This is a genomic window from Paraburkholderia lebeckiae (genome assembly GCF_050436225.1).
Classification (GTDB): domain Bacteria; phylum Pseudomonadota; class Gammaproteobacteria; order Burkholderiales; family Burkholderiaceae; genus Paraburkholderia; species Paraburkholderia tuberum.
On record NZ_JBNDLU010000003.1, the window covers coordinates 582086 to 609034 of the forward strand.

The window sequence follows — 26949 nt, forward strand, 5'->3', positions numbered from 1 at the left end:
ATCCAAAATTATGCGATGCGGCGCGCAAACCCGGCGCGCGCTGCTTATTGGCGAGGAGTGAGCAAGATGATTGGCTACATGTACTACAACCGCTTCGGCCATGCCGGCTTTACCGACCGCCATAAAGGTCGTAGCGCTGCGTCGGTGCAGACCTGCCCGGTTTGCCAGCTGCGCGTCGACGCACGCGGCGGCACGTTGCCTGACGGCACGGTGCTGGAAAAAGCCGAATGGACAGCCAAGGTCTGTACGCAGATCAAGGACGACACCGTCAACGGCGGCTATCAGGCCGGCTGCGCCGCATGTGTTTATCCGGCTGCCTGAGTCGGGACTTAAGCCGCAGTGCAATTGCAATGTGATACCACGGAGAGAATAGATGCAACATTTCACTATTAAACCTGGCGTGCCGCTTGCCGAGCAAGCCGAACTCGGCCATAACCGCTGGCACCCGGATATTCCGTTTCTGTCGACGGTTAAGCCCGGTGAAGAAATCATCATCGAGTCGCTCGATTTTCTCGATGCGCAAATCAAGGACGATGACGGCACCGACGACGTGCGCGACATCGACCTTACCCGTGCGCATCCGCTGACCGGTCCGTTCCATATCGAAGGGGCGGAGCCAGGCGACTTGCTGGTTGTCGATCTGCTCGATATCAAACCGATCACGCCGGTGGGGTTTTCCGGCGTATTCGCGAAGAGCAACGGCGGAGGTTTTCTCGGTGACTATTTCCCCGATCCGGCCAAGGCGATTTGGGACCTCAAGGGTTTGTACGCGACCTCGCGCCATATTCCGGGCGTACGCATCGCCGGGTTGACGCACCCTGGCCTGATGGGCTGTCTGCCGTCCGCCGAATTGCTGGCCGAATGGAATCGCCGCGAGGCACCGCTGGCGGCACTAGGTCTTGCCAAACCGCCCGAGCCGCGTACCGCCGTGCTGCGCGGCGTGAGCGGAGCTGCGTTCGACCGGATGGCAAAAGAGGCCGCGCGCACGGTCCCGCCGCGTGAACATGGCGGTAACACCGATATCAAGGACCTTTCCAGCGGGACCAGGATTTTCTTCCCGGTATACGTCAAAGGCGCGGGATTCTCGATGGGCGATCTGCATTTTTCCCAAGGCGACGGCGAGATCAGCTTTTGCGGCGCGATTGAAATGGACGGCGCGACCCACGTCGGCTTCGACCTGATCAAAGGGGGCATGGCCAAGTACAACCTGAGCGCGCCGGTTTTCATGCCGAGCCCGGTCAGGCCGCACTACGACCAATGGCTGACGTTTGAGGGCATCAGCGTCGAGAACGGCAAGAACTACTACATGGATGCGACGGTCGCTTACCGCCAGGCTTGCCTGAAGGCAATCGACTATCTGACGCAGCATGGATTTACCGGACCGCAGGCATACATGCTGCTCACCGCGGCGCCTGTCGAAGGGCGCATCGGCGGCATTGTCGATATTCCGAATTGCTCCGCCACCGTCTCGTTGCCGCTCGCCATCTTCGAGAAGAACATCGCCCCGACCGGGATGCTCAACGATCGTGCCTTCTGGGGCCACAGGAACTGACGAGGAGATCGACAGACAGGCGGCGGACATAGTTATTCCGCCGCGACACCCGGCGCATTGCGCGCCGGCCTTTTTGACGGTCGAATCGGGTTCCTTGCCATGCCTCTTTACGATATGCGTTGTCCCTCATGTGAGGGCATTTTCGAAAAACTGCTCGCCGTATCCAGGCGCGACGATCCCGTCGAGTGTCCTTATTGCGAGCAAAGCGTCGAGCCGGAAACGATGATTACCGCACGCAACGTGCAGGTCAGCGTCACCGAACAATGGAGGCCGCGCAGCCAGGCCGAACAGTTGACCGGAGCGGGCGTGACAGGCCCCGGAACGCGCGCCGGGGCGGGACGCTCGAGCGTCCTGCATGTCTGCAAAGGCGGCAATTGCAGCCTGTGCGGCTAAGGGGCGTGGTGGCACATTTCAAGGTGCCGGCCACTGCCGGGACGTGATCGATTGGTACATGGACAGAAGTGATGGGCGAGCTTGCCCGGGAGATGAGGTATGCGACACGGCGATATATCGAGCAGCAACGATTGTTTGGGCGTAGCGGTGGTCAACTACAAGATGCCGAGCCTGCACACGAAGGCAGAGGTTCTCGACAATGCACGCAAGATCGGCGAGATGCTGGTCGGCATGAAGCGCGGTCTGCCGGGCATGGATCTCGTGGTATTTCCTGAATATTCGACTCACGGCATCATGTACGACGCCAGGGAAATGTACGAAACGGCGTCGACCATTCCCGGCGAAGAGACTGAAATCTTCGCCGCCGCCTGTCGCAAAGCCAACGTATGGGGCATTTTTTCGCTGACGGGCGAGCGTCACGAAGAACACCCGAACAAGGCACCCTACAACACGCTGATCCTGATGAACAACCACGGCGAGATCGTGCAGAAATATCGCAAGATCATGCCGTGGGTGCCCATCGAGGGCTGGTATCCGGGCGATTGCACGTATGTTTCGGACGGTCCCAAGGGCATGAAGATCAGCCTGATCATCTGCGACGACGGCAATTTCCCGGAGATCTGGCGCGACTGCGCGATGCAGGGCGCGGAACTGATTGTGCGCTGTCAGGGCTACATGTACCCAGCCAAAGAGCAGCAGGTGATGGTGGCCAAGACCATGGCGTGGATGAACAACGTGTATGTTGCGGTGGCCAACGCTACCGGCTTCGATGGTGTTTATTCCTATTTCGGCCATTCGGCAATCGTCGGCTTCGACGGCCGAACGCTCGGCGAGTGCGGCGAGGAGGAAATGGGCATTCAATACGCGGAGTTGTCAGTCAGTCTGATTCGCGACGCGCGCAAGAACATGCAGTCGCAAAACCACTTGTTCAAGCTGCTGCACCGCGGCTATACGGGAACCATCAATTCAGGCGACGACGTCAAGGGTGTCGCCGCCTGTCCGTATAACTTTTATTCCCGATGGATCAACGACCCGGAAGGAACCCGCAAAACGGTCGAATCGTTCACGCGCAGCACGGTGGGCACACCGGAGTGTCCGATCGAGGGCATTCCCAATCAGGAACCCAGCCACCGCTAAAGGCCGGCCACATGGCGTCGTGGTATGCCATGTGTCTGCAAGATTGTCCCTTGGCGTGCTTTCCCGACGCAATACGACTCGCCATGTCCATCACGCCTTATCTGCTGACCGAAGAGCCGTACTATCAACCGGTCGATAGCGAAATCGCCATATACGAATCGGCCTATCGCCTGCGCTTGCCGCTGATGCTCAAAGGCCCGACCGGCTGCGGCAAGACACGTTTCGTTGAGCACATGGCGTGGCGCCTGAAGCGTCCTTTGATCACGCTCGCATGTAACGAGGACATGACCGCGGCCGACCTGGTCGGCCGCTACCTGCTCGGCCCAGAGGGCACCTTCTGGCAAGACGGTCCACTAACACTGGCCGTGCGCCATGGCGCGATCTGCTACCTCGATGAAGTTGTGGAAATGCGCCAGGATTCTATGGTCGTGATCCACCCTTTGACCGACACGCGACGCCTGCTGCCGCTCGACAAGAAGGGCGAAACCGTCCACGCGCATCCGGATTTCCAGTTGGTGGTCTCATACAATCCCGACTATCAAAGCATTTCAAAGGACCTCAAGCAATCGACAAGGCAGCGGTTTTGTTCGCTCGATTTCGACTATCCGCAAGCCGATCACGAGGCGAGGATCGTAGCCCATGAAAGCGGCGCGGCGCTCGCCGTGTGCGAGGGACTGGTCGGCATAGCGGCCCGCTCGCGGGCATTGCGGGGCAGAGGGCTGGACGAAGGTATTTCGACCCGCATGTTGATCCATGCCGCGCGTCTGATCGGCGACGGCCAGCCGGCGCGGTTGGCCTGCCGGGTGGCGCTCAGCCTTCCGCTGACGGACGACCCCGATATGCTCGAAGCGCTCGACGGATTTGTCGAGGCGCACTTCGGCTAGACAATGCCGCCAACCCTCGCCAGTCAAGCCGCCGGCGCGTCTGCGCGCTGGGACGGAGTAAGCTCCGCGCCCGCTGTTGCGGATCGGTCTGCCGCATTCGATGCAGCGCGTCTTGCCCCCTATCGCCAGGCGCTAGGCCGCATGCTGGACGAGGCTTCGCAGGTAGCGTTACTTGAAGTGCTCGGCGACCTCGAGCGGGCCGCGCCTGATTGCGTGCCGCCCATGCTAGGCCGAATCGAATTCCTGCTGGCAAGGGCCGGGGTTCCCGGCCTCTATGGATGGGCGCTTGCCGGTCTACGCGCCCACGCCGGCGAGCGTGCGGCGCGCCTGCGCTATTTCACATGCAGCGACGCACTATCGGTGCAGATTCTGAACTGGGAAGCTGCAGGGCGTCCCAAACAACCCGCACCCGCGGCGTTGGAAGCTTACCTGTTCGGCTTGAGCGGTCTCACCGTCGCTATCGGTACCCGTCGGCAAGGGTTGCTGAACGGGCCGCCGGCGCGTCCGGTACTCACACGCATGATGCTGGCGTTGCCGGATTCGTACACCTTCCTCGACTGCCCGGATCGAGGCGGCTTGATGCGAGCGGCGAGCGCCCATGCGGTTGCCCATCTGTTGTTCTCACCCGCGGCTCAACCCGCTGCGGCGCGCAAGCCGCTCGCGCTGACGGTGATCTCCTTGCTCGAGGATGCACGGGTCGAAGCGCTGCTGGCGCGCCGCTATCCCGGTGTGGAGATGCTTTGGCGCAGCCTGCATGGCGCGTCTCCGGCCGACGGCCTCGGCTGCGCCGCATTGCTTGCGCGGCTGAGTCGCGCGCTGATCGATCCGCACTATCAGGACGACAACTTCTGGGTGAATAAAGGCCGGCGTCTGTTCGACGCGCAGCGCGAGTGCCTGGACGATGTTGCTGCGTTTCACAGCATTGCTGCCGTGCTGGCTAACGACCTGGGGCAGATGCGCGTGCAATTCGACTTGCCCGGCTACGCCGCCGCTCCGGCGTACCGCGATGACCATAGCTATTTGTGGGATTACGGTGAGCAGGCGGCATCCGATCATGCCGCGCTAGAGCAACCAGTCACGGTGCAATTGTTGCCTGGCGGTATATCGGCCGATGCGGCCAGCGGGAGTAGTGCGGTGAACCCGCAGGACGCGTCGCCCGCCGAAGCATTGGCCTGGGGGGCGACGCGCAGCGTGAACTACCCGGAATGGGACGAGCGAATCGAAACGTTGCGAGACAACTGGTGCACGCTGTACGAAAAGTCCGGGCGGGAGCCGGACGCAACGATTACGCAAATGCGCAGGGCGCGCTTGCGCGGCCTCGCGAGCGGAGGCGAACTCGACCGGTCGGTGCGGCTAAAGCGTCAGCCACAGGGGGAACGCTTCGATCTGGATGCACTGGTCGATGCGATTTCAAGCCGGCGACAAGGCGGCAATATCGATGAGCGTGTCTTCGAGAATCCCGGAAGGCGCGTGCGTGAAGCGTCGGTATTGTTACTGCTGGATGTGTCCGCATCGAGCGCGAGCCAGTTGGCCTTGCATTCGGTCAGCGTGCTGGAAACCGAGAAAGCCCTTGCTCTGCACGCAGTCGCGCTGGCCCGGCAAGGCGGCCACCGGGCGGCCGTTCATGGCTTTGCCTCCAACACACGAAAACACGTCCTCTATGAACGCTATCTGGATTTCGATATGCCGTTTGGCGAGGTTTCACGCCAACGCCTGGCCAGCGCTGCGGCCGCCTGGTCAACCCGCTTCGGCGCGGCAGTGCGCCATGCGACCGCGCTAATCGAGGACCAGTCGGAGGGCATCCGCGCCATTCTGATGGTGACGGATGGCGCACCCGCGGACATCGACGTGACACGCGATGCCTATCTGGTCGAAGACGCGCGGATCGCGGTGCAGGATGCGAGGCGGGCTGGAATCCGCTGCTTCTGCATCGCGTTGGACACGCAGGCCGACTCGTATGTGCGTCGAATTTTCGGACAAGGGAACTATCTGATCGCGGTGGATCCGGATTTTTTACAGCAGCGCCTGAAGTCCGTCCTGGCGAAACTGGTGCGCCTCTAAGCGATGGGTCGACAGCAATCGACAATAGCGCCTGTGGGTCGAAAGTACGCATCCGCTTACGGTGAGACCTGACCTTCGCGGAAGCCAGCAGTTCATCCAGTCCGACACCGTGCTTGTCGACCGCTGACGATAGCAGATAGGGCTCACCGCGCAACGCCACGAACATTCGTCCAGATGCCAAGTGGTCGCCGGCTCCCGCGGGACGGCTGTGGCTGGCCGTCATTCGGGCGATTTCGTCTTTTTCGTCGCAACGTCTTGCGCGAAGTTGGTGGTCAACCGGACTGTGCCCGTTCGACTATTCCAAACGGGTTTCCGGGCCGGACTCCCCGTCCCGGTTCGAAGGAGCGCGATCGGTACGCGTTTCGCCGAGATCGAACTGTCGTCGCGCCGATTCCATTTCCGTCATATGCGCTTCAACCCAGTCCCAGATCCCACAAATCTTGTCGAGCAGACTGCGTCCTAGCGGTGTCAATTGATAGTCGACACGAGGCGGTATCACGGGATGCACATAGCGCGTGACGAGACCGTCGCGCTCGAGTTGCCGCAAGGTCTTCGTGAGCATCTTCTGACTGACGCCCCCCACCTCATCGCGTAGCCGCGAGAAACGCATCTCGCCATGTGTGCCCAACGCGTCGATCACAAGGATCGTCCACTTGTCGGCGATCTGCTCGATGACGTTGCGCGCGAGGTCGTCGGTTTTCTTCTGTGGGTTCTCGGCGGCGTGAGGGCCGTCGTAGCAATTTGTTTCCATGGGGAAAGTATGGAACCTTCAGGTGCCTTCTTGTGATCGCCGGATGCGGCTGAAATAATCGACTCGCCTGCCCGTCCTTTGGGCACGTCGCATTTTCTCGGACCGCATTCGACATGGATGCGGCGCTTTAACCAGAGAGCATCGCATGACTATTGAAACAATTGAAGTTGAGGGTTTATCGACGCCTGTCTCGCGTATCGGCCTGGGCACGTGGGCGATCGGCGGATGGATGTGGGGCGGCACTGATGAGAAGGACTCGATTGCGGTGATCCGCCGGGCGCTCGACAGCGGCGTGAACCTTATCGACACGGCGCCGGCGTACGGCTTCGGCGCGTCGGAGGAAATCGTCGGCAAAGCGCTGGCCGATGGATATCGACACAAGGCAGTCATCGCGACTAAAGTCGCTCTCGAATGGCAGGACGGCAAGGTATTTCGCAATGCTTCGCCGGAGCGCATTCGTCATGAAGTAGAGGATACACTTCGGCGCTTGCGGACAGATTACATCGATCTGTACCAGGTTCACTGGCCCGATCCGCTCGTGCCAATCGAAGAGACGGCCGCGGTGCTGAACGACCTGCGCAAGGAAGGCAAGGTTCGCGCGCTCGGCGTCAGCAATTTCTCTGCGGCGCAAATGGACGCGTTCCGACGCGTGGCGCCGCTGTCCACCACGCAGCCGCCTTACAACCTGTTTGAACGCGACATCGACCGCGATGTGCTGCCTTATGTGAAACAGCATGGGCTGGTTGCGCTCGCCTATGGCGCACTGTGCCGCGGATTGCTGGCAGGGCGCATCGGCGCCGAGACGCGCTTCGAGGGCGACGATCTGCGTCAACATGACCCGAAGTTCCGTGCGCCGCGTCGTCAGCAGTATGTCGATGCTGTGAAAGCACTGGACGTCTTCGCGCGCGATAACTTCGACAAGTCGGTGCTTGCGCTTGCCGTGCGCTGGGTGCTAGACCGCGGCCCGACGATTGCGCTGTGGGGTGCGCGCCGTCCGTCGCAACTGGACGGACTCGAGGCCGCGTTCGGCTGGCGACTCGACGACAAGGCCTTCGCGCAAATCGACGCGATCGTCTCGCAATTCGTCAAGGACCCGGTAGGCCCGGAGTTTATGGCACCGCCGCAACGTGTTCTGGTGGCGTGAAAGGAGTGTATTGAACATGCGAACCAATCGACGAACTTTCATTGTGCATACCGTTGGCGCCGCGGCGCTGGCAATAACCGGCGGCACGGCGTGGGCCGCGCCCACGCAGCTTCAGGAAAGCGATCCGGCCGCACAGGCGCTCGGCTACCGGACCGACGCATCGCGCGTCGATCACGCGAAATATCCGCGCTTCAGCGCCACCCAGCGCTGTTCGAATTGCCAGTTCTATCAGGGCAAGCCAGCCGACACGAGCGCGCTTTGCGCGCTATTCGGCGCGAAGCAGGTGAACGGCGCGGGATGGTGCAACGCCTATCAGGCGAGAGCCTGATCGGCTTGTGCGGGTAAAGCGATACGGCGCATGACGACTTCGTGCCGTTCGCGTCGACTACGAGGAATCAGTTGATGGAACTCATTGTGAACGGCGTTCATCACAACGTCGATGCGGATGCGAACATGCCGCTGCTGTGGGCAGTCCGTGATCTGCTCGGGCTGCACGGTACCAAGTTCGGTTGCGGGGTCGGTGCGTGCGGCGCATGCACGGTCCATCTGGACGGTGTCGCTGTGCGTTCGTGTGTGACCGCACTGGCGGATGTTCAGGGCAAGCCCGTAACGACCATCGAGGGACTCGGCAAAGGCGGCGATCACCCAGTGCAACGCGCGTGGAAAGCCGCCAATGTGCCGCAGTGCGGTTACTGCCAGCCGGGACAGATCATGCAGGCCGCGTCGCTGCTCAAACAGACGCCGAAGCCGAGTGACGAGCAGATCGTCGAAGCGATGTCCGGCAATGTTTGCCGCTGTGGCACCTATCAACGCATCAAGGCCGCTATCAAGGCCGCGGCATCGGAGGCGTGATGGGCGAAATCGTCAATGTGAGCCGGCGCGGGGTGTTGAAAGGGACCTTGGCGGGCGGGGTTGTGCTGGGCTTGCAGATCGGCGGCGCGGGTACCGCGTTCGCGGCGAGCGTGCTGTCGTCCGCGAACGGCGCGAAAGGGGCTTTCGCACCGAACGTGTATGTCTCGGTCGCGCCGTCCGGCGAGATCATTCTGGTCGTGCATCGTTCGGAGATGGGGACCGGTATCCGCACCAGTCTCGCGATGATTCTTGCCGACGAGCTCGACGCCGACTGGAACGCCGTGAAGGTCGTGCAGGCGCAAGGCGATGCGAAGTATGGCGACCAGAATACCGATGGCTCGCGCAGCATCCGCCAGTTCTTCCAGCCGTTGCGCGAAGCAGGCGGCACGGCCCGGCAGATGCTCGTGGCGGCGGCCGCCGTGCAATGGCGCGTGGCGCCGGCGACCTGCCACACCGAGCCGGGTCATGTCGTGCACGCGGCGAGCGGGCGGCGCGTGGCCTACGGCGCGCTCGCAACGGCGGCGGCGCGTCAGCCGGTGCCGGGCCGTGACGCGCTGCATCTGAAAGACGAGGGTACCTGGCGCTATATCGGCAAGTCGCTGCCGATCGTCGATCTCGACGACATCGTCCACGGCCGGGCGACGTACGGTATCGATGTCGTGTTGCCCCGAATGACGTACGCGTCGATCGAACGTTCGGCGGTCTATGGCGCGACGCTCAAGAGCGTCGATTCGACGGAAACGATGAAAGTGCCCGGCGTGCTGCATGTGATCCGCATTCCCGCCGCGCCGCTCCCCGCCGGTTTCCAGCCGCTGGGCGGCGTCGCGGTGGTGGCGACCAGCACCTGGGCGGCGATGCAAGGGCGGCGGAAATTGAGGCTCGACTGGGACCTTGGGCCGAATGCATCGTATGACAGTCAGGCTTATCGCAAGGCGCTCGAGGACACCGCGCGGCAGCCGGGCAAAATCGTTCGCAACAACGGCGACACAGCGGCTGCGCTAAAGAGCGCCGCCCACCATGTCTCGGCGGACTACTACGTGCCGCACCTGGCGCACGCGGCGATGGAGCCGCTCGCCGCGACCGCGTCCTATGCAAACGGCGCGGTTGAAGTATGGACCGCGACGCAGAATCCGCAGCAGGCTCGCACGACCGTGGCACAGGTGCTCGGCTTGCAGGAGCCGGCCGTAACGATCAATGTCACGTTACTGGGCGGCGGCTTCGGCCGCAAGTCCAAGCCTGACTACGTGGCCGAGGCGGCATTCCTGTCACGCGAAGTCGGCGCGCCCGTGAAGCTCACGTGGACTCGCGAAGACGATGTGCACAACGACTATTTCCATGCGGTGTGCGCCCAGCACATGGAAGGCGGGCTCGATGCGCACGGCAAGACGGTCGCGTGGTTGCACCGCACGGTGTTTCCGTCCATCAGTTCGACGTTCAAGGCGGATGTCCGCTATGGGGCGGCGGGGGAATTGGGGCAGGGCGTGACCGATATGCCCTACGACATCGCCAACGTGCGGTGTGAGAACGGCGCCGCCTCCGCACACACGCGCATCGGCTGGTATCGATCGGTGTACAACATTCCCCACGGCTTCGCGTTAGGGTCGTTCGTCGATGAGCTTGCGGCGGCCGCGCGGCAGGATCCGGTGCAGCACCTGCTCACGCTGCTCGGCACGCCGCGGCATGTCGATCTGCATGCACTGGGGGTCGATTACCCGAACTACGGCGCGTCGATCGACGAGTATCCGATCGACACCGCCCGCTATGCGGCCGTGGTTCGCGCAGCCGCCGTGCGCTCCGGATGGTCGACCGCATTGCCGGCGCGGCATGGGCGCGGGATTGCGGTACATCGCAGCTTCCTGAGTTACGTGGCCGCTGTCGCGCATGTGCAGGTGGCCGACGACGGTTCGGTGCGTGTGACACGCGTCGACCTGGCCGTCGACTGTGGGCGCATCGTCAATCCCGATCGGGTTGTTGCGCAGTTCGAGGGCGCAGTGGTGATGGCGCTCGGCAACACGCTATACAGTGAACTCACTTTCCGGAACGGTGCGTCGGAGCAATCGAACTTCACGGACTACCGGGTTGCCCGTATCGATTCCGTTCCCGAGACACACGTGTATATCGTGCCGAGCAATGCGCCGCCTGGCGGTGTTGGCGAGCCGGGCGTGCCGCCGACTTCGGCGGCCATCTGCAACGCGATCTTCAATGCGACCGGCCAGCGGATTCGTGCGTTACCGGTGGATACGTCGCTGCTGAAACGGGCGTAGCGGCGAAACGCAACGGGTTCGAGCGGCTGCCTATCGTGGGAATGACATCAGCGTTAAACGATAGAACTGTTGCGTCAACGGAACGCTGCGCGCGGGCTGCGGTGTTCAGTGCACTTCGGTGCGCGCCAGCTCTTTCGAAATCGTTCTGCGAACCCGCCGTTGCGTCACCTGCCGCCTGGCATTGACGCAACGGCCGCCGGCTTGCCGTAAAGCCACCCTTGCGCAAGCTCGATGCCGCAGTTCTGCAATGCGTCATGCTGGCCTGCCGTTTCGACACCTTCAGCGAGCACCTTGCAGCCGAGCTTACAGAGCTGTTCAGCCGACGCGCGAATAGCGGCTGCAAAGGGCGCACCCTTATCGGCATTGCGGATCACTGTAATGCACAGTTTGACGATTTCTGGCTTCAACAGGCGGACGGTATCGAGGTCTGCGAACCCGCAGCCCGTGTCGTCCAGGGCCAAGCCAATGCCGATGGTACGCAGGCGTTCGACCGCGTCTCGCAAACCCTCGGCTTCGTCGAGCGGCAAGTGCTCGGTGAGTTCGAACATAACTTCCTGCCGGCCTGCCAACGGCAGTTTTTCCGCAGCAAGGGTCAAGGCATCCGGGCCCAGATTGATGGTCAAAAACTTCCCGGGCGGCAGCTTGCCTTTGGTGCGCTCGAGAGCCAATTCGGCACACAATAATTCCATCTCCACGGCACAGCCGGCCGCATGGGCCGCGCCGAACAGCGCGTCCGGGCGTTCAAATGGCGTCCGTTGCGGACCTCTTGAAAGGGCTTCAAAACCCGTCACTGCACCGTCTTTAATGCGCACTATCGGCTGCAACACGGTCTGTACGGAGCGTTCGCGCAGAATTGCTCTCACTCTGGTCGATGAGTTGTCCCGGTCCTTATGTTGATGTTTCGGTTGGGATCTCGATCGATCTTTCGTCCATTGAATCCAACCTGTTTTGGCATCTCCTGAGAGTGCTTCGGAAGGCAAAACGAACACCGACAGATCGTAGTTGATCCGGGCGCCTGTCCCGCCGCCAAAAATGGCAAGTAGCCGCTCGCGAATCAGATGACGCCCTGCCTTTTCTATGGCCTGCGCCGCTTCGCTGGCATCACGCGGCAAGCCTCCCGACAGCACACGGAAACATGCAGAGCAATGTCCGTCGACATCAGAACGATATTGGTCAATGACCTGATGCTGAGCCAGCAACCGCTTTAGCAAAGCCGTTGCTTCCTCGCCGAACTGAGCGAGAGCCTGTTGAGTTGATTCCTCGCCGAATATGTCGGTCAGACGCGTGATATCTGCAATCCGAATGCTGACTACGGCCGTTATTTCCGTCATTGAAGACAACCCGTTGTATTCCTTCTTGCTTACTCTTTTCGAAAATTCACATAGGCCTCTGAGCGACGTATCAACATACCGGCTCCTGCATGTCGCAAATCAGTCGGCAAGATGACATTCGTGTCATCCAGACCCGCAGCGCGATTTTCCGCGCTTACCAGCGGCAGCGAATTCAATTGGTGAGATCTGCGCAAAATTGGAAGACGTGCTAACGTCTGCGTCTTCAATAAAGGAAAGATCATGAACGTTACGCAAACGGCCGCAAGCGTGGCCATGCAAGTGATGCAGCAGTCCTCGCAGGGCGTTGCCGCGCATACGCCGCAAAGCGGCGCCCTGGCTCTCGTCGAAGCGGAAGCTGCGAGCGCGCCGCCTGTCAGTACAAACGGCATGGTTGGAAGCATCATCAATACTTTCGCGTGAACGCAGAGCTGGGTTGCGAATCGAGCATGGATGAACCCGGCGCGCTTTTGAGCGAGTAAAAAAGGCGGAACGGAACTTCTCCGGTCAAGTTTCCGGAAAGCTGATCGCGTTCCTCCACATTGCTGCGTAGCGCCTTACTGCGTAGCGCCGAGCTGGCGCAGCGCATCGGCTGCGGCGGTATTGTGTTGCGAGACGGCCATTTGCAGCGCGGTGCCGCCGCGTGCGTCGACATGATTGACGTTCGCTCCGTGCGCCACCAGCACCGGGAGCATATCGAGCCGGCCGAACAGCGCAGCAAACGATAGCGCCGTTTCCCCTGCGTTGTTGGTTTGATCGATAGAGCAGCGCGTCTCGAGCAATATTTGCGCAATGTTCGTTTCGCCCTTGAACAGTGCACCCATCAACGCGGTATTGCCGTGTTTGTCGGCGGCGCATGCGTTGGCGTGAGCGGCAAGAAGCGCCCTTAGCGTGTCCGGGTGATTGTCGTAGGCGCTAAGAATGAGCGCGGTATATCCCTGGGGCGTTGCGGTTTCGATCGGATAGTGCGCGTCGATCAGCAATTGAACGATATCGGTTCGCCCTTCGCGCGCGGCGGCGAACCAGTCATCGGTGTATGCCCGCGTATCAACCGTGCCGGAATATGTTGCTGGCCGATAAACGTGCTCCGCACAACTCGCGGTCAGAAGTGCGGCTATCGCTGCCACGGCTGCGTTTCGAACTACTCGCCGCGCAGTAGAGAAATCTCGCATGACGTTCTCCGTCGGAAATCGTATTCAGGCAGACGGGGCCTGCTTGCGCAGGCCCCGTCTGCGTTGCCTACTGGCTTCAGTTATCGCCAAGATGCGACGCCATATCCTGCACACGTGAGAGATCCGCATGCGTGGCGCGTGCGAGGCGGGTACCGTAATCGGAATCAGCCTTGTAGAAGTACGACAGCATCGTGTACTTGTTTGCGTCGTTTGTTACACGGCCCAGATCGCCCGACAATGCCGTGACCAGATCCGCCTTGTTGGCTTCAGACAGCGTCCGGTAGAACTCGCCAGCCTGACGGAAGTCGAGCGTCTTGTGAATCGCCATTTGCTGCGTCGTTCCGCTGAGCGGCGTCTGCACGGACTTATACCTGGCCTGCTGCGAGATCTCCGCGATGCTGGAAGGCTCGTAGTTCACCTCAGCCTTGCGATCGCCGGAATTCATCGAGCCATCCTGATTATTGTTGTACACAGACACAACAGGACGGTTGATCGGCAAATCGTTGTAGTTCGGTCCCAGGCGATACATCTGCGTGTCGGCGTATGCGAACAGACGACCCTGCAGCATCCGGTCCTCGGAAGGCTCGATGCCCGGCACGAGGCGGGACGGCGCGAATGCCGATTCTTCAGTTGACTGGAAGTAGTTATCCGGAACCCGATTGAGCGTCATCGTCCCGACCTTCTGCTCAGGGATCGACGACGGCCACACCTTCGTGTCGTCAAGCGGATCGAAGTCGAACTTGTTCAGATCCTTAGGCGAAAGGATCTGAATGTACAGATCCCATTGCGGATACGAATGCGCCTTGACCGAGTTGTACAGGTCGTCGGTCATCAGATTCCAGTCGGCGCCGATCGAATGAGGAATATCCTGCGGACGGATTCCCTCGATGCCCTGACGGCTCTTCCAGTGAAACTTCACGTAGTGAACCTCGCCTTTGGCATTGACGAACTTGAACGCATGCACGCCGAAGCCATCCATGTGACGGTATGAGTCAGGCATTCCCTCGTCGGTGTAGAGGTGCGTCAGCATGTTGGTCGCTTCCGGCGTATGGGCGAAGAAGTCGAAGGCCAGATTCGGATCCTGCACGCCCGTCACGGCGGACGGCTTGTTTGCGTGCACGAAGTCCGGAAACTTGATGGCGTCCCGGATGAAGAAGATCGGCCAGTTGATGCCAACGACGTCCCAGTTGCCTTGCTGCGTATAGAACTTCACTGCAAAGCCGCGCGGGTCGCGCGCCTGCTCAGGCGATCCGCGATAGCCCATTACGGTCGAGAAACGCACGAAGACCGGGGTCTTCGTGCCAGGCGTGAACACTTTGGCGGTGGTCAACGCGCTGATATCGGCGGTCGGCGTGAACTCGCCAAAAATACCCGTGCCGCGCGCATGAACGACGCGCTCCGGGATGCGCTCCCGGTCGAAGCGCTGCAGCTTCTCGATCAGATGCGAGTCCTGCAGCAGTACCGGACCTTCAGGACCGGCGGTCTGGGAGTTCTGGTTGTCGCCGACCGGCGAGCCACTATCGCGCGTCATATCTTCAGCGTACACGGGTTGCACAGTGACGATTGCGGAGGCGATGGAAAGAATGCTTGCTGCGATTTGTGTCGTGCGTAATTTCACGTTGTGATCCCAATTCAGGACAGGAGGAAACCAGGCACATCCTATGATTTGACTTTTCATAGTGCCAATCTATTTTCTCTATGCCTGCAATAGGAGGTCGATTTCTTTCAAGACTAAAAAATGATGATAAAAAATGAAAGCAGCCAAGATTAAATTATGTGGTATGGCTGAATTGGCTTAGCAAGGAATACTGCAGAGAGGCATGACAAAGATCGGGTTGCAGGATCTCCAGGAAGGGAGCCTGAGCACGTTCTCGACACTGCTCTTCTTCGGAAACAGTCCGTGAATAGGGGGCTAGAGTTCGGCGATAGATAGATCATGCAAGGCGGGACTGGATCGTCGCGTTGGCCCGCAAAGAATGCGTCGTGAACGTCCGAAAAGTTGGAAAAACTGTCTTTCTGAAATTGGCAATAGAGCCCACTGCTCTAATTGGTAAAGTATCTTATGCTAATGCGCTGGATCGATAGAATTAGCTGGTGATTTTGTCAATCTTTATTGCTGTGGAAAAAATACATTGACTGAATTGACATGAATAAAGATTCAATGTCAAAGAGCCGGATCGGTAATGCGTCGGTCAGGATTCAGTCATGAGTCGTGGTTGAAGCCTTACCTGTGGCTTCATCCGTGGAAGCCTTCGCTGCCGAAACCTGCGTCTTCGCCAATGCAGCCGCGCGCGTCTCACCGGTCGGCGATCCCTTCACCTCCGGAAAGCGCCGGGCTGGCATTATCTGGGCTCGTCGCGGATGGTGTGCGGCCAAGGAATCCAAGCACCATGATCGCGGAGGCGAGCGTGATTGCCACCAGCATATGGAGCAGTACCCGGAACGCGCCGTCGTACGCATGCACGAGTACAGGCGCCCCGAGTGCGGGCAGAAGTGCCGCAGCATGTGCCAGATCGCCGGTGGCCACGCGCTGGGCGGCTTCTGTGACGGCACGAGCCGACGCGCCGGGAGATCCCGCGAGTGCATCGGCTAGTCGCAAGCGTGTGAGCACTGCCAGTATCGCGCTAGCCACCGCGAGGGTCATGCCTTCGCCCGCCACGCGCGTCGTGCTGAAGATACCCGTCGCCATGCCGGCGCGTTCCTTTGGAACAACGCTGACTGACAAGCCGTCCATCAGTCCCCACGGCAGCCCCGCACCGACACCGATCACGAACAGCGGAATCGCAAGGACAGCGGCTGACGCATCAAGTCCGATACCGCTGAACCAGAGCATGCCGATGGCCGCAATGACGAGGCCGATCGCCGAGATGACGCCGGCCGACATCCAGCGCGTGAGATGCGCAGCGGTGAGCGGCACGATCAGCATCGGCGCCGAAAGCGAAACCATCATCAAGCCCGCGCCGATCGCGGTATGTCCTTCGATGCCGATGAATCGCGTCGGTAAGACAAGCAGCAACGTGACGTAGCAGAATGCGGTCGCAAGCGGGAGTACCTGCACACCGACGAAGCGCGGATAGCGAAACAACGACAGATCGAGCATAGGCCGGGTAACACGACCTTCGATCCAGACGAAGGCGATCGCCATGACCGCGGCACCCACGAACAGTGCAACGATGAGGGGACTGCTCCAGCCGCTCTCCGGCCCTTGCAGCAGGCCGAAGGTGAACAGGGTCAGTGCCGCGGTAAAGCTGATGGCGCCAGGCCAGTCGAGACCATTGGCGTGCGGATCGTAGGATTCCCTCAGCTTTGGAACGCCGAGCGCAAAGCCCGTCAAGCCGATAGCCGCGTCCGCCAGGAAGAACGAGCGCCAGCCGAATGTTTGCGTAAGAAACCCGGCGAGAAGCGGACCCAGCGCCAGGCCCACGCCGAAAGTCGTGCCGAGCATGCTGAACGCGCGAGCGCGGCCATGCCCGTCGAATTCCTGGGCAAGCGCTGCCGATGATCCGGCCAGCACCAACGCGGCCGCGATGCCCTGCAGCGCGCGCAGAAAGTCGACCCATACGAGGCTCGGCGCGGCGGAGATCCCGAGTGATGTCGCTGCAAAGAGCGCTACCCCGACGGCGAATACACGTTTTCGTCCGAGCAGATCCGCGAGCGCTCCGGCGACCATCAGACTGCTGCCGAAGCTCAGCATGAACGCGTTCAGGATCCAGTTGATTGCCACTGGACTGCCTCCCAGTGCGGTGCCGATAGTCGGCGCCGACACCGCCGCACCGCCGAAATTCAGCGGCAGCACAAGCACCGCGATACAAACGCCCGCGAGGATCAGCGCCTGTTGCGACGCGCTGCGAGCGACTGAGCTGTCAGCTGCTGGCGCCGCGTGGGGCGAGGCGGCTTGTGAACTCGTACATGGCGTACCCGGGTTATTCTGCACGGACTCTCTCTCTGTTTAACTTAGGCCAGTCGCCATTAACGCGCTCGATACAATTTCCGCACTACCGCGATGCGGCTCCCGCATGGCCGCTAACCTCGCAGCCGGCATCCGGTTCGAGGCCGATAAAGTACAGCACGGAGATCAGTACCAGCGCCGCGACAAGCAGAAACGCGACCCGGAAATCAGCAAGCGAAAGCTGCGCGTGGCCGCCATGTATCAGGACTGCAGCATGCAGCGCGATCGCACCGAATGCGATGCCGAGACCGATGGTCATCTGCTGGACCATGCTGAAAAACGTGCTCGCCGAACTCATCCGCGCCGGCGGTACGTCCGCGAATGCGAGCGTGTTGATGCTGGTGAACTGCATCGATCGGCATAGCCCGCCGACCAGCAGCACCAGCATGATCAGCGCGCGCGGCGTGTCCGGCGAGAGCAGGGCGCACAGCGCGATGGTGGCGGCAGTGAGCAGGCCATTGACGATCATTACCTTGCGAAAACCGAAGCGCTTGAGGATGGGCGTGGTGACGGTCTTCATGGCCAGATTGCCGGCCGCGTAAGCGAGCACCAGCAAACCGGCGGCGAACGCATTCAGCCCGAAACCGAGCTGGAAGAACAGCGGCAACAGGAAGGGCGAAACGCTGACCGAGACGACATACAACGAACCGCCATCGAGAGTCGCGCGAAAGGTCGGGATTCGCCACGGCGCGAGATCGATCAGCGGATGTTCGGCACGTCGGAAATGCCGTACCGCGAAGGCTGCGGCGAGCACGCCACCGGTCAGCGCCGCGGCCGCGATGTGCCAGTCGCCATGCAGTTGCCCGACGAGTTCCATGCCGTACATGAGGCAGGTTAGCGCGACTCCGCTAAGCACGAATCCGGGCAAATCGAACGGACGACGGCTGGATTCGCAGTGGTTCGGAATGAACGTGGCGGTGAGCGCCAGGCCCAGCAGGCCGATCGGTACGTTCAGCAGAAAGATCCAGCGCCAGCTGAAATAGGTCGAGATAAAGCCGCCCAACGCTGGACCCAGCACCGGTGCGGCCAACCCGGGCCAGGTAATGTAGGCGATCGAGCGCATCAGGTGACGCTTCTCCGTGCTGCGCAGCACGGCGAGCCGGCCGACCGGCACCATCATGGCACCGCCGAGTCCCTGCAGGATCCGCGCGGCCGTGAATTCGACGAGACCGTTGCTGAGCCCGCAAAGTATCGACGCGCCGGTGAACACGACGATAGCGCTACCGAACACGGAGCGTTGCCCAAAGCGATCCGCCACCCAGCCGCTGATCGGGATGAAAACCGCGAGCGCGAGCAGATAGGCGGTCATGCCGATACTCAGCCTCACGGGCGTGACGCCGAACGTGGCGGCCATGTGGGGCAGCGCTGTCGCAATCACCGTAGCGTCCAGGTTCTCCATGAAATAGGCACTGGCGACGATCAACGCGATGATGACCGATTGACGGCTTGACAAAGACATGAGCGGAAAACCGGAACGGGTTGAGTGAAAGGCCCGCAAACGCCCTGGCGCGGGGGGTGGCCGATGCCGACGGTCATAGATGAAGCGCTCGCTTCGCGATGACCCGAGATAGTGCACGGCTGGACCGGGAGCATGGCGACACCGGTTCATGCCTCAGGACGATGTACTCTATCAAATCATAAGTCGTCATGTGAAGACGTGTGTGAAAAACCCATAAACATAGTAGTGGCACCACTTTGATGCACGGCCTGCACGGTGGACCGACAACGATCCTCCCGATTTGAAATTTAGTCGTCAATTGACGATTTAATTTATCGGCGATATCCTCGTTTCCGAAGCGATGGCTGAAGCGGTAGCTATCCCACGGGGTGAACAGCGCCGCGCACGCGGCTGGAGCGACTCATGAGCAGCGTCAAGCGAAGCGGGAATGGCCGTCGTCGATCGCCTCGGTTATCGGCGGGCGGGGGCTGTCGCGGGTTGCCTGTCATCGCCCGGAATCGTAGCCTGAGTGCGCAGGCGCAACGCGTATGAAGCCCACCGCATTTTCGTATCACCGGCCGAGCACGCTCGACGACGCGCTGTCGCTTCTGGCTCTTCACGGTTTTGACGCCAAGCTGATCGCCGGAGGACAAAGCCTCGCGCCGATGATGAATATGCGCTTCGCGCAACCGGCGCATCTGGTCGATCTGAATGCGCTGCCTCAACTCAAGGGCGTCACGCTTGAACCCGATACGCTGGCGATCGGCGCAATGACGCGCCATCACGAGCTGGCCACCAGCAGCACAGTGCGCGCTGCTTGCCCGCTACTGGCTCAAGCGGCGGCGACGATCGGACATTACGCGATCCGGCAGCGCGGGACGCTCGGCGGCAGTCTCGCGCATGCTGACCCCGCGGCGCAATTGCCGCTCCTTGCGAGCACGCTAGGCGCACGCATCGAGATTGTCGGGCCGGCAGGCAGCCGGGAGGTGCCGGCGGCACAGTTTCTGATCGCGGTGATGACCACCGATCTGGCGGTCGACGAAATCATTCGCACGGTGCGCTTTCCGACGGCGTTGCCGGGCGAGCGGCATGCCTTCGAAGCATTTAGCCGACGGCACGGCGATTTCGCGATCGCGGCTTGCGCTGTCACCGCGGTGCTCGCGGGCGACAGGTTCGCGTCGTTGCGGATCGGCGTAGGCGGTGTGGCAGACGTGCCGTTGGTGCTTGACGGCCTCGCTGCGGGTTTCGTCGGCGAAACGGCCGATACGCCGGGCGTCCGCAGGATTGCCCAGGCAGTCGCAGACGCCGTCGAGGTGCACGATCAGCCAGGCATCAGCGCCGCGTATCGGCGCGATCTCGTCAAGGCGCTCCTCGCGCGAGCATTGCAGCGGATAACCGCTGGCGTTACGCAACCCGATTAGGCCGTTCATGGAAAAGACAGCAATTTATCTGAGTGTGAACGGTGCGCGCCATGAAGTGCATTGCGAGCCTCGCAAGCTATTGTCCGATGTGCTGCGCGAAGATTGCCGGCTGACGGGCACGCATGTCGGATGCGAGCACGGTGTGTGCGGCGCATGCACCGTGTTGATCGATGGCCGCCCGGCACGCTCATGTCTGGCTTACGCCGTGCAAATGGATGAAGCGCAGATCACGACCATCGAGGCGGTCGCGCAAGACGGTCGTCTGTCGCCGCTTCAGCAGGCGCTGCATGAGTGCCACGGTCTGCAGTGCGGCTTCTGCACGCCCGGCATCGTCATGACATTTGAAGCGTACCTGCGCGAGAACCCGTGGCCATCCGAGGCCCAGGTGCGCGAGGTGCTATCGGGCAATCTGTGCCGCTGTACCGGATATCAGAACATCGTGCGGGCGATCCTGCTCGCGGCCGAGCGGATGCGCGCGGAGACGGTCGATGTCTGAGCAGACGTTTCGTTACCTCAACAAAGCGACGCCTCGCACTGAAGACTATCGGCTGCTGACAGGCTACGGACGGTATCTCGACGACATCGAGATACCCGGTGCCCTTCACGTGTGCTTTGTTCGCTCGCCGCACGCGCATGCGCGGATCGTCTCCATCGATATTCACGGCGCCGCCGCGATGCCCGGCGTCGTATCCGTCATCACGGGCGTGGAACTCGCGCAGTGGACTACACCGTTCCGTGTCGCACCACCCGTCGAAGGACTGAAGCCCGTCGAATTTGCGACGATGCCAGTGGACATAGTGCGTTTTCAGGGCGATCTGGTCGCTTGCGTCGTCGCGACGGATCGGTACCTCGCTGAAGACGCCGCCGAGCAGGTGCTCGTCGAGTTCGAGCCGCTGCCCGTGGTGACAGACATGTGGCAGGCGCTGGACCCCAACGCCGCGCAAGTCGACCCGGCCGTGCCGGGCAACCTGGTCTCGCACCAGACTTACGTGCATGGCGATCCTGAGCGCGCCAACAGCCGGGCCTTCCGGATAGTCGAGGCGACCTTCCAGCAGCAGCGCCAGACTCATGTGCCGATCGAAACCCGCGGCTGTGCAGCGGTCTGGGACGCCGGACGGGACCACCTGACGTTCCATATCGGAACCCAGGTGCCCCATCCTTTGCGCACTCAACTGGCGCAGCGCCTCAAGCTCGACGAGTCCCAGGTGACCGTGATTTCGCCCGATGTCGGCGGAGCGTTCGGACAGAAAATCGCCTTGTACCGCGAAGAGTTGACCGTTGCTGCGCTGGCTCGCCATCTGAAGCGGCCCGTGCGCTGGCGTGAGGATCGCCTCGAGAACCTGACGGCCGCCGCCAATTCGCGTGAGGACTTCTGCCGCACCCGCGCAGCGGTCGATGAGCGCGGCACGCTGCTCGCTCTCGAACTCGAACTCCGCGAAGACTTTGGCGCCTATTGCTTCTTTCCTGCCAACTATCTGGCGCGCGTCGTTGCGATGATCCTGAGTGGACCGTACCGGCTGCAGGACTATGCGTTCGATGTGAAGGTCGTGCTCAGCCATAAATGTGGCAATGCACCGATGCGCGCGCCGATGTCCATTACCAGCTGGGTGATGGACGGCACGCTGGATGCAATCGCGCGGGAACTGGCACTCGACCCGGTCGAGGTACGCCGTCGCAACCTGTTGAGTCCGGCAGAACTGCCGTACCGCACTGCTACGGGAGAATGTCTGGACGACATCACGCCGACCCAGACGTTCGAGGCCTTGCTGTCGGCGCTCGACTACGCGGGCTTTCGCGAGCGCCAGCAGGCAGCGCGCGCAACTGGCCATTACCTGGGGCTTGGCCTGTGCAACGTGGTGGAACCGACCACGTATGGTTCGCGCTTCTATAAGGCCGCGGGAATTCCCGGTTCGGGGCACGAAGCAAGCTGGATCCGTATCGAACCAGGCGGGGTGGTGAACGCGTCGGTCGGTCTCGGGCCCAGCGGCCAGGGCTACGAAAGCGCGATGGCCAATGCGGTGGCGGAGGGCCTGGGCGTGCCGCCGTCGAGTGTGCGCATTCATATGGGCCACACCGATATCGCGCCATACGGTATGGGCAGTCGTGGCGCCCGCAGCGGCACGGCAGGCGGCGGCGCGCTTTACCTGTGCGCACTCGACGCACGCCGCAAGGTGCTCGCGATCGCCGCCGGTTGCCTTGGTTTGCCTGACGAGCAGTCGCTGCGCCTGATCGACGCGCGAATCGAGCGTCGTCGCGCGGACGAGTGGATCGACACGGGTTTGACGCTTGCCGACGTCGCCCGCCGTGCGTATCTGGATCCCACCGCGTTGCCGCCAGGTTTGACGCCGGGCCTCGAATTTCACCTGACTTACGACCCTCCGGCCATGACCTATTCGAATGCGGCTCATGGATGCGAGATCGAGGTGGACGTCTTGACCGGCGCAATCCGCATCGCGCGTTACGTCGTCGCGGAAGACTGCGGCACGCTGCTCAATCCCACCGTGGTGGAAGGGCAGCAGCATGGCGCCGTGGCGATGGGACTGTCGGGCGCGCTGTTCGAGCATATGCGTTACGACGACTCAGGACAGAACGTGACCGGCTCACTCGCCGACTACCTGATCGCCACTTCAACTGAATTGCCCAACCTCGAGATCATCCCGCTGCATACGCCTGGCAAGTCGACGGCGGCCGGCATCAAGGGGATGGCCGAAGGCGGGGTGATGGGAGCGATCGGCGCATTGACCAACGCGGTCAACGATGCGCTTGCGCCATTTGGCGTCGTTGCCGACCGTCATCCACTGACTCCCATGCTATTGCGCGACTTGCTGCGCGACAAACTCTGAACGGACCAACCATCATGAATCAATCTGCAGGCAAACCCGCGATTGGCTTTATCGGCCTTGGCATCATGGGTTGCTCGATGGCCTCGCGGCTCGCCGCCGCCGGCTATCCGCTGCACGTCTATAACCGTACGCGTGCGAAGGCTGAGCCGCTCATCGAAGCCGGCGCGAGCTGGCAAGCGACCCCGCGGGCGCTCGCCGAAGTATCGGACGTCGTGTTCACGATTGTCGGCACACCCGAGGACGTCCGCGCACTCTATCTGGGCGACGGCGGTCTGATCGCGCATGCGCGGCGCGATGCGGTGCTGGTCGACATGACGACGTCGAGTCCAAAACTGGCTGAAGAGTTGGCCGCGCACGCCGCTGAGCGTGGGGTGCACATGCTGGATGCGCCGGTATCGGGCGGCGACATCGGTGCGCGTGAAGGGCGCCTGTCGATCATGGTCGGCGGCGCAAGCGCTGTGCTCGCACGCGTGGAACCGATGTTGCGCTGCCTCGGCACCAACATCGTCCTGCAAGGCGGCCCGGGTGCGGGTCAGCACACGAAGCTGTGCAATCAGATCGTCATTGCGTCGACGATGATGGGCGTGTGCGAAGGGCTCGCCTATGCGCACAGCGCCGGCCTGGATGCCAACACCGTATTGAGCGCGATTGGCGGGGGCGCGGCGGGTGGATTCCAGCTGAACAACCTGGGGCCACGCATTGCCAAGGGCGATTTTGCGCCCGGTTTCTTCATCGAGCACTTCATCAAGGACATGCGGATTGCGCACGAGGAAGCAGGAAGCATGGGACGTGAATTGCCGGGTCTGGAACTGGTGCGCGTGATGTATCACGAGATGGCCGAGCGGGGTTACGCGCGCAACGGCACGCAGGCGCTGTTCAAACTCTACGAACGCTGAGCGGCGGCGATGAAACTGACAGATCAAACCATCCTGCCCGTGCCCCCTGAAGCCGCATGGCGTGCATTGAACGACCCCGTCGTACTCGAAGCATGTCTGCCCGGCTGCAAAGCGCTGAAGAGGCTCGACGACCTGCATTTCGAATCGACCGTGCAGATTCGCGTCGGCCCGGTGTCGGCGACCTTCAAAAGCAACGTCGAATTGTCGGATCTCGATCCGCCCCGGACCTATACGATTGCCGGTATGGGCAGTGCGGGTGCGCTGGGCTTTGCCAAAGTCACTGCGCGCCTGCAACTTGAAGCGCAAGGCGATACGACCGTACTGGTGTACGACGCTGACGTCGAAATTGGCGGGAAGCTGATGAGCGTGGGCTCGCGCCTGATCGAGTCCGCCGCGAGCAAGAATCTCGACGAGTTCTTCAGCGCGCTGAAGGCGCACGTCGAAAGCCACGCGGTCTGACGGCGCCGTGCTGTGAGAGAGTACCGATCGACACAGAGGGAATCATGCTGGTAGAAATGCGTACGTATCAGATAACGGCAGGAAAGGCAGGCGAGTTCCTGGACATCTACGAGCGCGAAGGGCTCGGCATCATCAGTCAGTACGCCCGCCTCAAGGGTTGCTGGACGAAGGACTCAGGCACGTTGAACTCGATCGTGTTCTGCTGGGGCTACGAAGACTACGCGCATCGGGCCGCGCAGCGCGCGAAACTCGCAGCCGATCCACGCTGGCAAGCTTTCACGCCGCGCATCCTGCCGTATCTCGTCCATCAGGAATCGGTGTTTCTGTCGCCAGTGCCGTTTTGCCCAATGGACTGAGGTGAGTGACGAATTTCCCGGCCGCGCGACCTATCGACGTACCCGTCGTTTGGCGGTCTGCTTGTGAGGTGGCAGGCTGACGTTTTATGACGAATCAGAAAGGACTATTGATGACACACTTTACTTTCACTCCCGGAGCCGTCGCCGTCGTGACAGGCGGCGCTGCCGGCATTGGACTCGCTGCTGCGAAGCGGTTCGCGCGGCTCGGGCTTCGCGTGTGCATTGCGGATCTGGGTGAGGACCGCCTGGCGCACGCGAAGCAGGCGATTTCCAGCGTGGCTGCTGAAGGCGCGAAGGAGGTACTGGCCGTCGAGACGGACGTCAGCCGCATCGAAGACCTGGTCCGGCTCGAAGCAGCCGTTCGGGATCGCTTCGGCGGCACGGATATCCTCATGAACAATGCGGGGATTCAACCGGGTAGCGCCATGTTCGGAGCGGCCGCTAACTGGGATAGGGTGCTCGACGTCAACCTGTGGGGTGTCATTCGTGGCACTCAGACCTTCGTGCCCGCGATGATCGCGCGCGGACGCCCGGGCCTCGTCATTAACACCGGTTCGAAGCAGGGCATCACGACGCCGCCCGGCGACCCGGCTTATAACGTCTCCAAGGCCGGCCTGAAGGCGTTTACCGAAGCACTGCAGCACGAGTTGCGCAATACGCCAGGCTGCCGGATCAGCGCGCATTTGCTGATCCCTGGCTTTGTGTTTACGGAGCTTGCCGCTCAAGGTCGTACCGAGAAACCGGCCGCTGCCTGGACGCCCGAGCAGACTGTCGATTTCATGATCGAGCGACTGGGTGCCGGCGATTTCTACATTCTGTGCCCCGACAACGATGTACCTCGCTCCCTCGACGAGCGACGCATCCTTTGGGCTGCGGGAGACATTGTAGAGAATCGCCCGGCGCTATCGCGTTGGCATCCGGACTACGAGCAGGCGTTCGCAGCGTATATCCAGAAGAACGACTGACTTGCCCGCCCCGCAAATCGTAAGTGGAAGATTGGAGATGGTAGAGATTCCAAGGTGGCGACAGAGCGAAACCTATCCCGATCCGTCGGTGGAGGTCCTCGATCCGCGCTTTCTGAAATATCGCATTACCAATGCCGCAGTGGAGCGCCTTGCGACTGGAATGCGTTTTGGTGAAGGGCCCGTGTGGTTCGGCGACGGCCGCTACCTTCTATGGAGCGATATTCCGAACAACCGCATCATGCGATGGGATGAAGAAACCGGTGCGGTTGCGGTGTTTCGCAGGCCGTCGGGTTTCGCCAACGGCAACACGCGTGACCGCCAGGGGCGGTTGATCACCTGCGAGCATGGCAACCGCCGGGTGACGCGCACCGAGTACAACGGCATCCTGACCATTCTCATGGACCGTTTCGACGGCAAGCGGCTCAACTCGCCCAATGACGTCGTCGTCAAGAGCGACGACAGCATCTGGTTCACTGACCCGACCTTTGGAATTCTGAGTGATTACGGGGGTGTCAGGGGGGAGGCCGAACTGCCAACCCAGGTCTACCGCCTGGACCCGCGCTCCGGCGAAGCAGAGATCGTCGTTGGCGACATCGCCAATCCGAACGGCCTTTGTTTTTCGCCGGATGAAAGCCGCCTCTACATTGTCGAGTCCGGATCCACGCCAAGACGAATCCGGGCGTACGACGTCGAGGATGGCCGACGCCTCGTCAACGGCCGCATCTTTGTCGACGGCGGCGAGCACGGCGCGCCGGATGGCTTCCGCTGCGACACTGACGGCAACCTGTGGGCCGGCTGGGGTACAGGACCGACGTTGAACGGTGTGATGGTGTTCGCACCGGACGGCGAGGCCATCGGCCGCATCGCGCTGCCTGAACGCTGTGCGAACCTGTGCTTTGGCGGCGCGGCGCACAACCGCCTGTTCATGGCCGCCGGCCAGTCGCTCTACGCGCTTTACGTGGATGCCAAGGCGGCCGTCCCAACCTGAGCCAGTGCTGAGGCAGCCAGCTTCAGTATTGCGACTGCCCTCGATGCTCATCGACGACGAATGGCGTCCACTTGCGATGCCCGTGACCACCTCGTC

Annotated in this window: 25 protein-coding genes; 19 read left to right on the forward strand and 6 right to left on the reverse strand. The window is 61.6% G+C overall.

Annotation, left to right across the window (positions count from 1 at the left end; all coding sequences use genetic code 11):
• Positions 1–66: 66 nt before the first annotated feature.
• The 6 genes from OKW45_RS37470 to OKW45_RS37495 all read left to right on the forward strand — a co-directional run bounded on the left by OKW45_RS37470 (position 67) and on the right by OKW45_RS37495 (position 6027).
• On the forward strand, positions 67–321 hold the full coding sequence (locus OKW45_RS37470; RefSeq protein ID WP_018422826.1) for a hypothetical protein: 255 nt from the start codon (positions 67–69) through the stop codon (positions 319–321).
• A 52-nt stretch (positions 322–373) separates the two neighbouring features.
• A complete protein-coding gene (fmdA, locus tag OKW45_RS37475; RefSeq protein ID WP_018422827.1) occupies positions 374–1552 on the forward strand; it encodes a formamidase in 1179 nt (392 codons plus the stop codon).
• Between the two features lie 57 nt (positions 1553–1609).
• Positions 1610–1945, forward strand: a complete 336-nt coding sequence (locus OKW45_RS37480; protein WP_429473765.1) for an FmdB family zinc ribbon protein — start codon at positions 1610–1612, stop codon at positions 1943–1945.
• A 99-nt stretch (positions 1946–2044) separates the two neighbouring features.
• Positions 2045–3082, forward strand: coding sequence for an aliphatic amidase (locus tag OKW45_RS37485; protein ID WP_026226222.1), 1038 nt, complete (start codon positions 2045–2047; stop codon positions 3080–3082).
• 83 nt (positions 3083–3165) lie between these two features.
• Complete coding sequence (locus OKW45_RS37490) at positions 3166–3966, forward strand: CbbQ/NirQ/NorQ/GpvN family protein (protein WP_429473766.1); 801 nt, start codon at positions 3166–3168, stop codon at positions 3964–3966.
• Between the two features lie 141 nt (positions 3967–4107).
• Positions 4108–6027, forward strand: coding sequence for a nitric oxide reductase activation protein NorD (locus tag OKW45_RS37495; RefSeq protein WP_429473767.1), 1920 nt, complete (start codon positions 4108–4110; stop codon positions 6025–6027).
• A 295-nt stretch (positions 6028–6322) separates the two neighbouring features.
• Here the strand turns inward: OKW45_RS37495 and OKW45_RS37500 are convergent, their stop codons facing one another.
• Positions 6323–6778 carry a winged helix-turn-helix transcriptional regulator gene (locus OKW45_RS37500; protein ID WP_018422832.1) on the reverse strand — a complete coding sequence of 152 codons (456 nt, stop codon included), beginning with the start codon at positions 6776–6778 and terminating at the stop codon, positions 6323–6325.
• Positions 6779–6923: 145 nt separating this feature from the next.
• On the opposite strand from OKW45_RS37500, the gene OKW45_RS37505 reads away from it, so the two are divergent.
• The 4 genes from OKW45_RS37505 to OKW45_RS37520 all read left to right on the forward strand — a co-directional run bounded on the left by OKW45_RS37505 (position 6924) and on the right by OKW45_RS37520 (position 11038).
• Positions 6924–7922, forward strand: coding sequence for an aldo/keto reductase (locus OKW45_RS37505; protein WP_429473768.1), 999 nt, complete (start codon positions 6924–6926; stop codon positions 7920–7922).
• Positions 7923–7938: 16 nt separating this feature from the next.
• Positions 7939–8250 carry a high-potential iron-sulfur protein gene (locus OKW45_RS37510; protein WP_429473769.1) on the forward strand — a complete coding sequence of 104 codons (312 nt, stop codon included), beginning with the start codon at positions 7939–7941 and terminating at the stop codon, positions 8248–8250.
• 71 nt (positions 8251–8321) lie between these two features.
• Positions 8322–8774 (forward strand): (2Fe-2S)-binding protein, encoded by a 453-nt coding sequence (locus OKW45_RS37515; protein WP_026226223.1) that lies wholly within the window; start codon positions 8322–8324, stop codon positions 8772–8774.
• On the forward strand, positions 8774–11038 hold the full coding sequence (locus OKW45_RS37520) for a xanthine dehydrogenase family protein molybdopterin-binding subunit (RefSeq protein WP_429473770.1): 2265 nt from the start codon (positions 8774–8776) through the stop codon (positions 11036–11038). The genes OKW45_RS37515 and OKW45_RS37520 overlap by 1 nt, the downstream gene beginning before the upstream one ends.
• A 164-nt stretch (positions 11039–11202) precedes the next feature.
• On the opposite strand, the gene OKW45_RS37525 is transcribed toward OKW45_RS37520, so the two are convergent.
• On the reverse strand, positions 11203–12369 hold the full coding sequence (locus OKW45_RS37525; RefSeq protein WP_429474038.1) for an EAL domain-containing protein: 1167 nt from the start codon (positions 12367–12369) through the stop codon (positions 11203–11205).
• 240 nt (positions 12370–12609) lie between these two features.
• Between OKW45_RS37525 and OKW45_RS37530 the strand changes: the two genes are divergently transcribed.
• On the forward strand, positions 12610–12789 hold the full coding sequence (locus OKW45_RS37530) for a hypothetical protein (RefSeq protein ID WP_018422838.1): 180 nt from the start codon (positions 12610–12612) through the stop codon (positions 12787–12789).
• A 134-nt stretch (positions 12790–12923) separates the two neighbouring features.
• On the opposite strand, the gene OKW45_RS37535 is transcribed toward OKW45_RS37530, so the two are convergent.
• The 4 genes from OKW45_RS37535 to OKW45_RS37550 form a co-directional block, all read right to left on the reverse strand.
• Positions 12924–13538, reverse strand: a complete 615-nt coding sequence (locus OKW45_RS37535; RefSeq protein WP_429473771.1) for an ankyrin repeat domain-containing protein — start codon at positions 13536–13538, stop codon at positions 12924–12926.
• Positions 13539–13614: 76 nt separating this feature from the next.
• The gene (locus tag OKW45_RS37540; protein WP_429473772.1) at positions 13615–15069 is read right to left on the reverse strand and encodes a catalase; all 1455 of its coding nucleotides are present in this window, start codon (positions 15067–15069) and stop codon (positions 13615–13617) included.
• A 765-nt stretch (positions 15070–15834) separates the two neighbouring features.
• Positions 15835–17367 (reverse strand): MFS transporter, encoded by a 1533-nt coding sequence (locus OKW45_RS37545; protein ID WP_429474039.1) that lies wholly within the window; start codon positions 17365–17367, stop codon positions 15835–15837.
• Positions 17368–17533: 166 nt separating this feature from the next.
• Positions 17534–18946 (reverse strand): DHA2 family efflux MFS transporter permease subunit, encoded by a 1413-nt coding sequence (locus OKW45_RS37550; protein ID WP_429473773.1) that lies wholly within the window; start codon positions 18944–18946, stop codon positions 17534–17536.
• A gap of 527 nt (positions 18947–19473) precedes the next feature.
• Between OKW45_RS37550 and OKW45_RS37555 the strand changes: the two genes are divergently transcribed.
• The 8 genes from OKW45_RS37555 to OKW45_RS37590 all read left to right on the forward strand — a co-directional run bounded on the left by OKW45_RS37555 (position 19474) and on the right by OKW45_RS37590 (position 26853).
• Positions 19474–20346 carry an FAD binding domain-containing protein gene (locus OKW45_RS37555; RefSeq protein WP_429473774.1) on the forward strand — a complete coding sequence of 291 codons (873 nt, stop codon included), beginning with the start codon at positions 19474–19476 and terminating at the stop codon, positions 20344–20346.
• Between the two features lie 7 nt (positions 20347–20353).
• Entirely contained in the window at positions 20354–20842 is a 489-nt protein-coding gene (locus OKW45_RS37560) for a (2Fe-2S)-binding protein (RefSeq protein ID WP_018422844.1), read from the forward strand.
• A complete protein-coding gene (locus OKW45_RS37565; protein ID WP_429473775.1) occupies positions 20835–23189 on the forward strand; it encodes a xanthine dehydrogenase family protein molybdopterin-binding subunit in 2355 nt (784 codons plus the stop codon). The genes OKW45_RS37560 and OKW45_RS37565 overlap by 8 nt, the downstream gene beginning before the upstream one ends.
• A gap of 14 nt (positions 23190–23203) precedes the next feature.
• A complete protein-coding gene (locus OKW45_RS37570) occupies positions 23204–24085 on the forward strand; it encodes an NAD(P)-dependent oxidoreductase (protein ID WP_429473776.1) in 882 nt (293 codons plus the stop codon).
• Between the two features lie 9 nt (positions 24086–24094).
• Positions 24095–24544, forward strand: a complete 450-nt coding sequence (locus OKW45_RS37575; protein ID WP_429473777.1) for an SRPBCC family protein — start codon at positions 24095–24097, stop codon at positions 24542–24544.
• Positions 24545–24588: 44 nt separating this feature from the next.
• A complete protein-coding gene (locus OKW45_RS37580; protein WP_026226227.1) occupies positions 24589–24900 on the forward strand; it encodes an NIPSNAP family protein in 312 nt (103 codons plus the stop codon).
• A gap of 86 nt (positions 24901–24986) precedes the next feature.
• Positions 24987–25865, forward strand: a complete 879-nt coding sequence (locus OKW45_RS37585; RefSeq protein WP_429473778.1) for an SDR family NAD(P)-dependent oxidoreductase — start codon at positions 24987–24989, stop codon at positions 25863–25865.
• Between the two features lie 37 nt (positions 25866–25902).
• Positions 25903–26853, forward strand: a complete 951-nt coding sequence (locus OKW45_RS37590; protein WP_429473779.1) for an SMP-30/gluconolactonase/LRE family protein — start codon at positions 25903–25905, stop codon at positions 26851–26853.
• Positions 26854–26949 lie beyond the last annotated feature (96 nt).

Excerpts from the sequence above, each read along its gene's own strand:
- OKW45_RS37575 (WP_429473777.1), top strand. The coding sequence starts at position 24,095 with ATGAAACTGACAGATCAAACCATCCTGCCCGTGCCCCCTGAAGCCGCA.
- OKW45_RS37530 (WP_018422838.1), top strand. The coding sequence starts at position 12,610 with ATGAACGTTACGCAAACGGCCGCAAGCGTGGCCATGCAAGTGATGCAG.
- OKW45_RS37470 (WP_018422826.1), top strand. The coding sequence starts at position 67 with ATGATTGGCTACATGTACTACAACCGCTTCGGCCATGCCGGCTTTACC.
- OKW45_RS37590 (WP_429473779.1), top strand. The coding sequence starts at position 25,903 with ATGGTAGAGATTCCAAGGTGGCGACAGAGCGAAACCTATCCCGATCCG.
- OKW45_RS37525 (WP_429474038.1), bottom strand. The coding sequence starts at position 12,369 with ATGACGGAAATAACGGCCGTAGTCAGCATTCGGATTGCAGATATCACG.
- OKW45_RS37555 (WP_429473774.1), top strand. The coding sequence starts at position 19,474 with ATGAAGCCCACCGCATTTTCGTATCACCGGCCGAGCACGCTCGACGAC.
- OKW45_RS37585 (WP_429473778.1), top strand. The coding sequence starts at position 24,987 with ATGACGAATCAGAAAGGACTATTGATGACACACTTTACTTTCACTCCC.
- OKW45_RS37550 (WP_429473773.1), bottom strand. The coding sequence starts at position 18,946 with ATGTCTTTGTCAAGCCGTCAATCGGTCATCATCGCGTTGATCGTCGCC.
- OKW45_RS37570 (WP_429473776.1), top strand. The coding sequence starts at position 23,204 with ATGAATCAATCTGCAGGCAAACCCGCGATTGGCTTTATCGGCCTTGGC.
- fmdA (WP_018422827.1), top strand. The coding sequence starts at position 374 with ATGCAACATTTCACTATTAAACCTGGCGTGCCGCTTGCCGAGCAAGCC.
- OKW45_RS37580 (WP_026226227.1), top strand. The coding sequence starts at position 24,589 with ATGCTGGTAGAAATGCGTACGTATCAGATAACGGCAGGAAAGGCAGGC.
- OKW45_RS37505 (WP_429473768.1), top strand. The coding sequence starts at position 6,924 with ATGACTATTGAAACAATTGAAGTTGAGGGTTTATCGACGCCTGTCTCG.
- OKW45_RS37495 (WP_429473767.1), top strand. The coding sequence starts at position 4,108 with ATGCTGGACGAGGCTTCGCAGGTAGCGTTACTTGAAGTGCTCGGCGAC.
- OKW45_RS37490 (WP_429473766.1), top strand. The coding sequence starts at position 3,166 with ATGTCCATCACGCCTTATCTGCTGACCGAAGAGCCGTACTATCAACCG.
- OKW45_RS37510 (WP_429473769.1), top strand. The coding sequence starts at position 7,939 with ATGCGAACCAATCGACGAACTTTCATTGTGCATACCGTTGGCGCCGCG.
- OKW45_RS37485 (WP_026226222.1), top strand. The coding sequence starts at position 2,045 with ATGCGACACGGCGATATATCGAGCAGCAACGATTGTTTGGGCGTAGCG.
- OKW45_RS37520 (WP_429473770.1), top strand. The coding sequence starts at position 8,774 with ATGGGCGAAATCGTCAATGTGAGCCGGCGCGGGGTGTTGAAAGGGACC.
- OKW45_RS37500 (WP_018422832.1), bottom strand. The coding sequence starts at position 6,778 with ATGGAAACAAATTGCTACGACGGCCCTCACGCCGCCGAGAACCCACAG.
- OKW45_RS37560 (WP_018422844.1), top strand. The coding sequence starts at position 20,354 with ATGGAAAAGACAGCAATTTATCTGAGTGTGAACGGTGCGCGCCATGAA.
- OKW45_RS37565 (WP_429473775.1), top strand. The coding sequence starts at position 20,835 with ATGTCTGAGCAGACGTTTCGTTACCTCAACAAAGCGACGCCTCGCACT.
- OKW45_RS37540 (WP_429473772.1), bottom strand. The coding sequence starts at position 15,069 with ATGACGCGCGATAGTGGCTCGCCGGTCGGCGACAACCAGAACTCCCAG.
- OKW45_RS37535 (WP_429473771.1), bottom strand. The coding sequence starts at position 13,538 with ATGCGAGATTTCTCTACTGCGCGGCGAGTAGTTCGAAACGCAGCCGTG.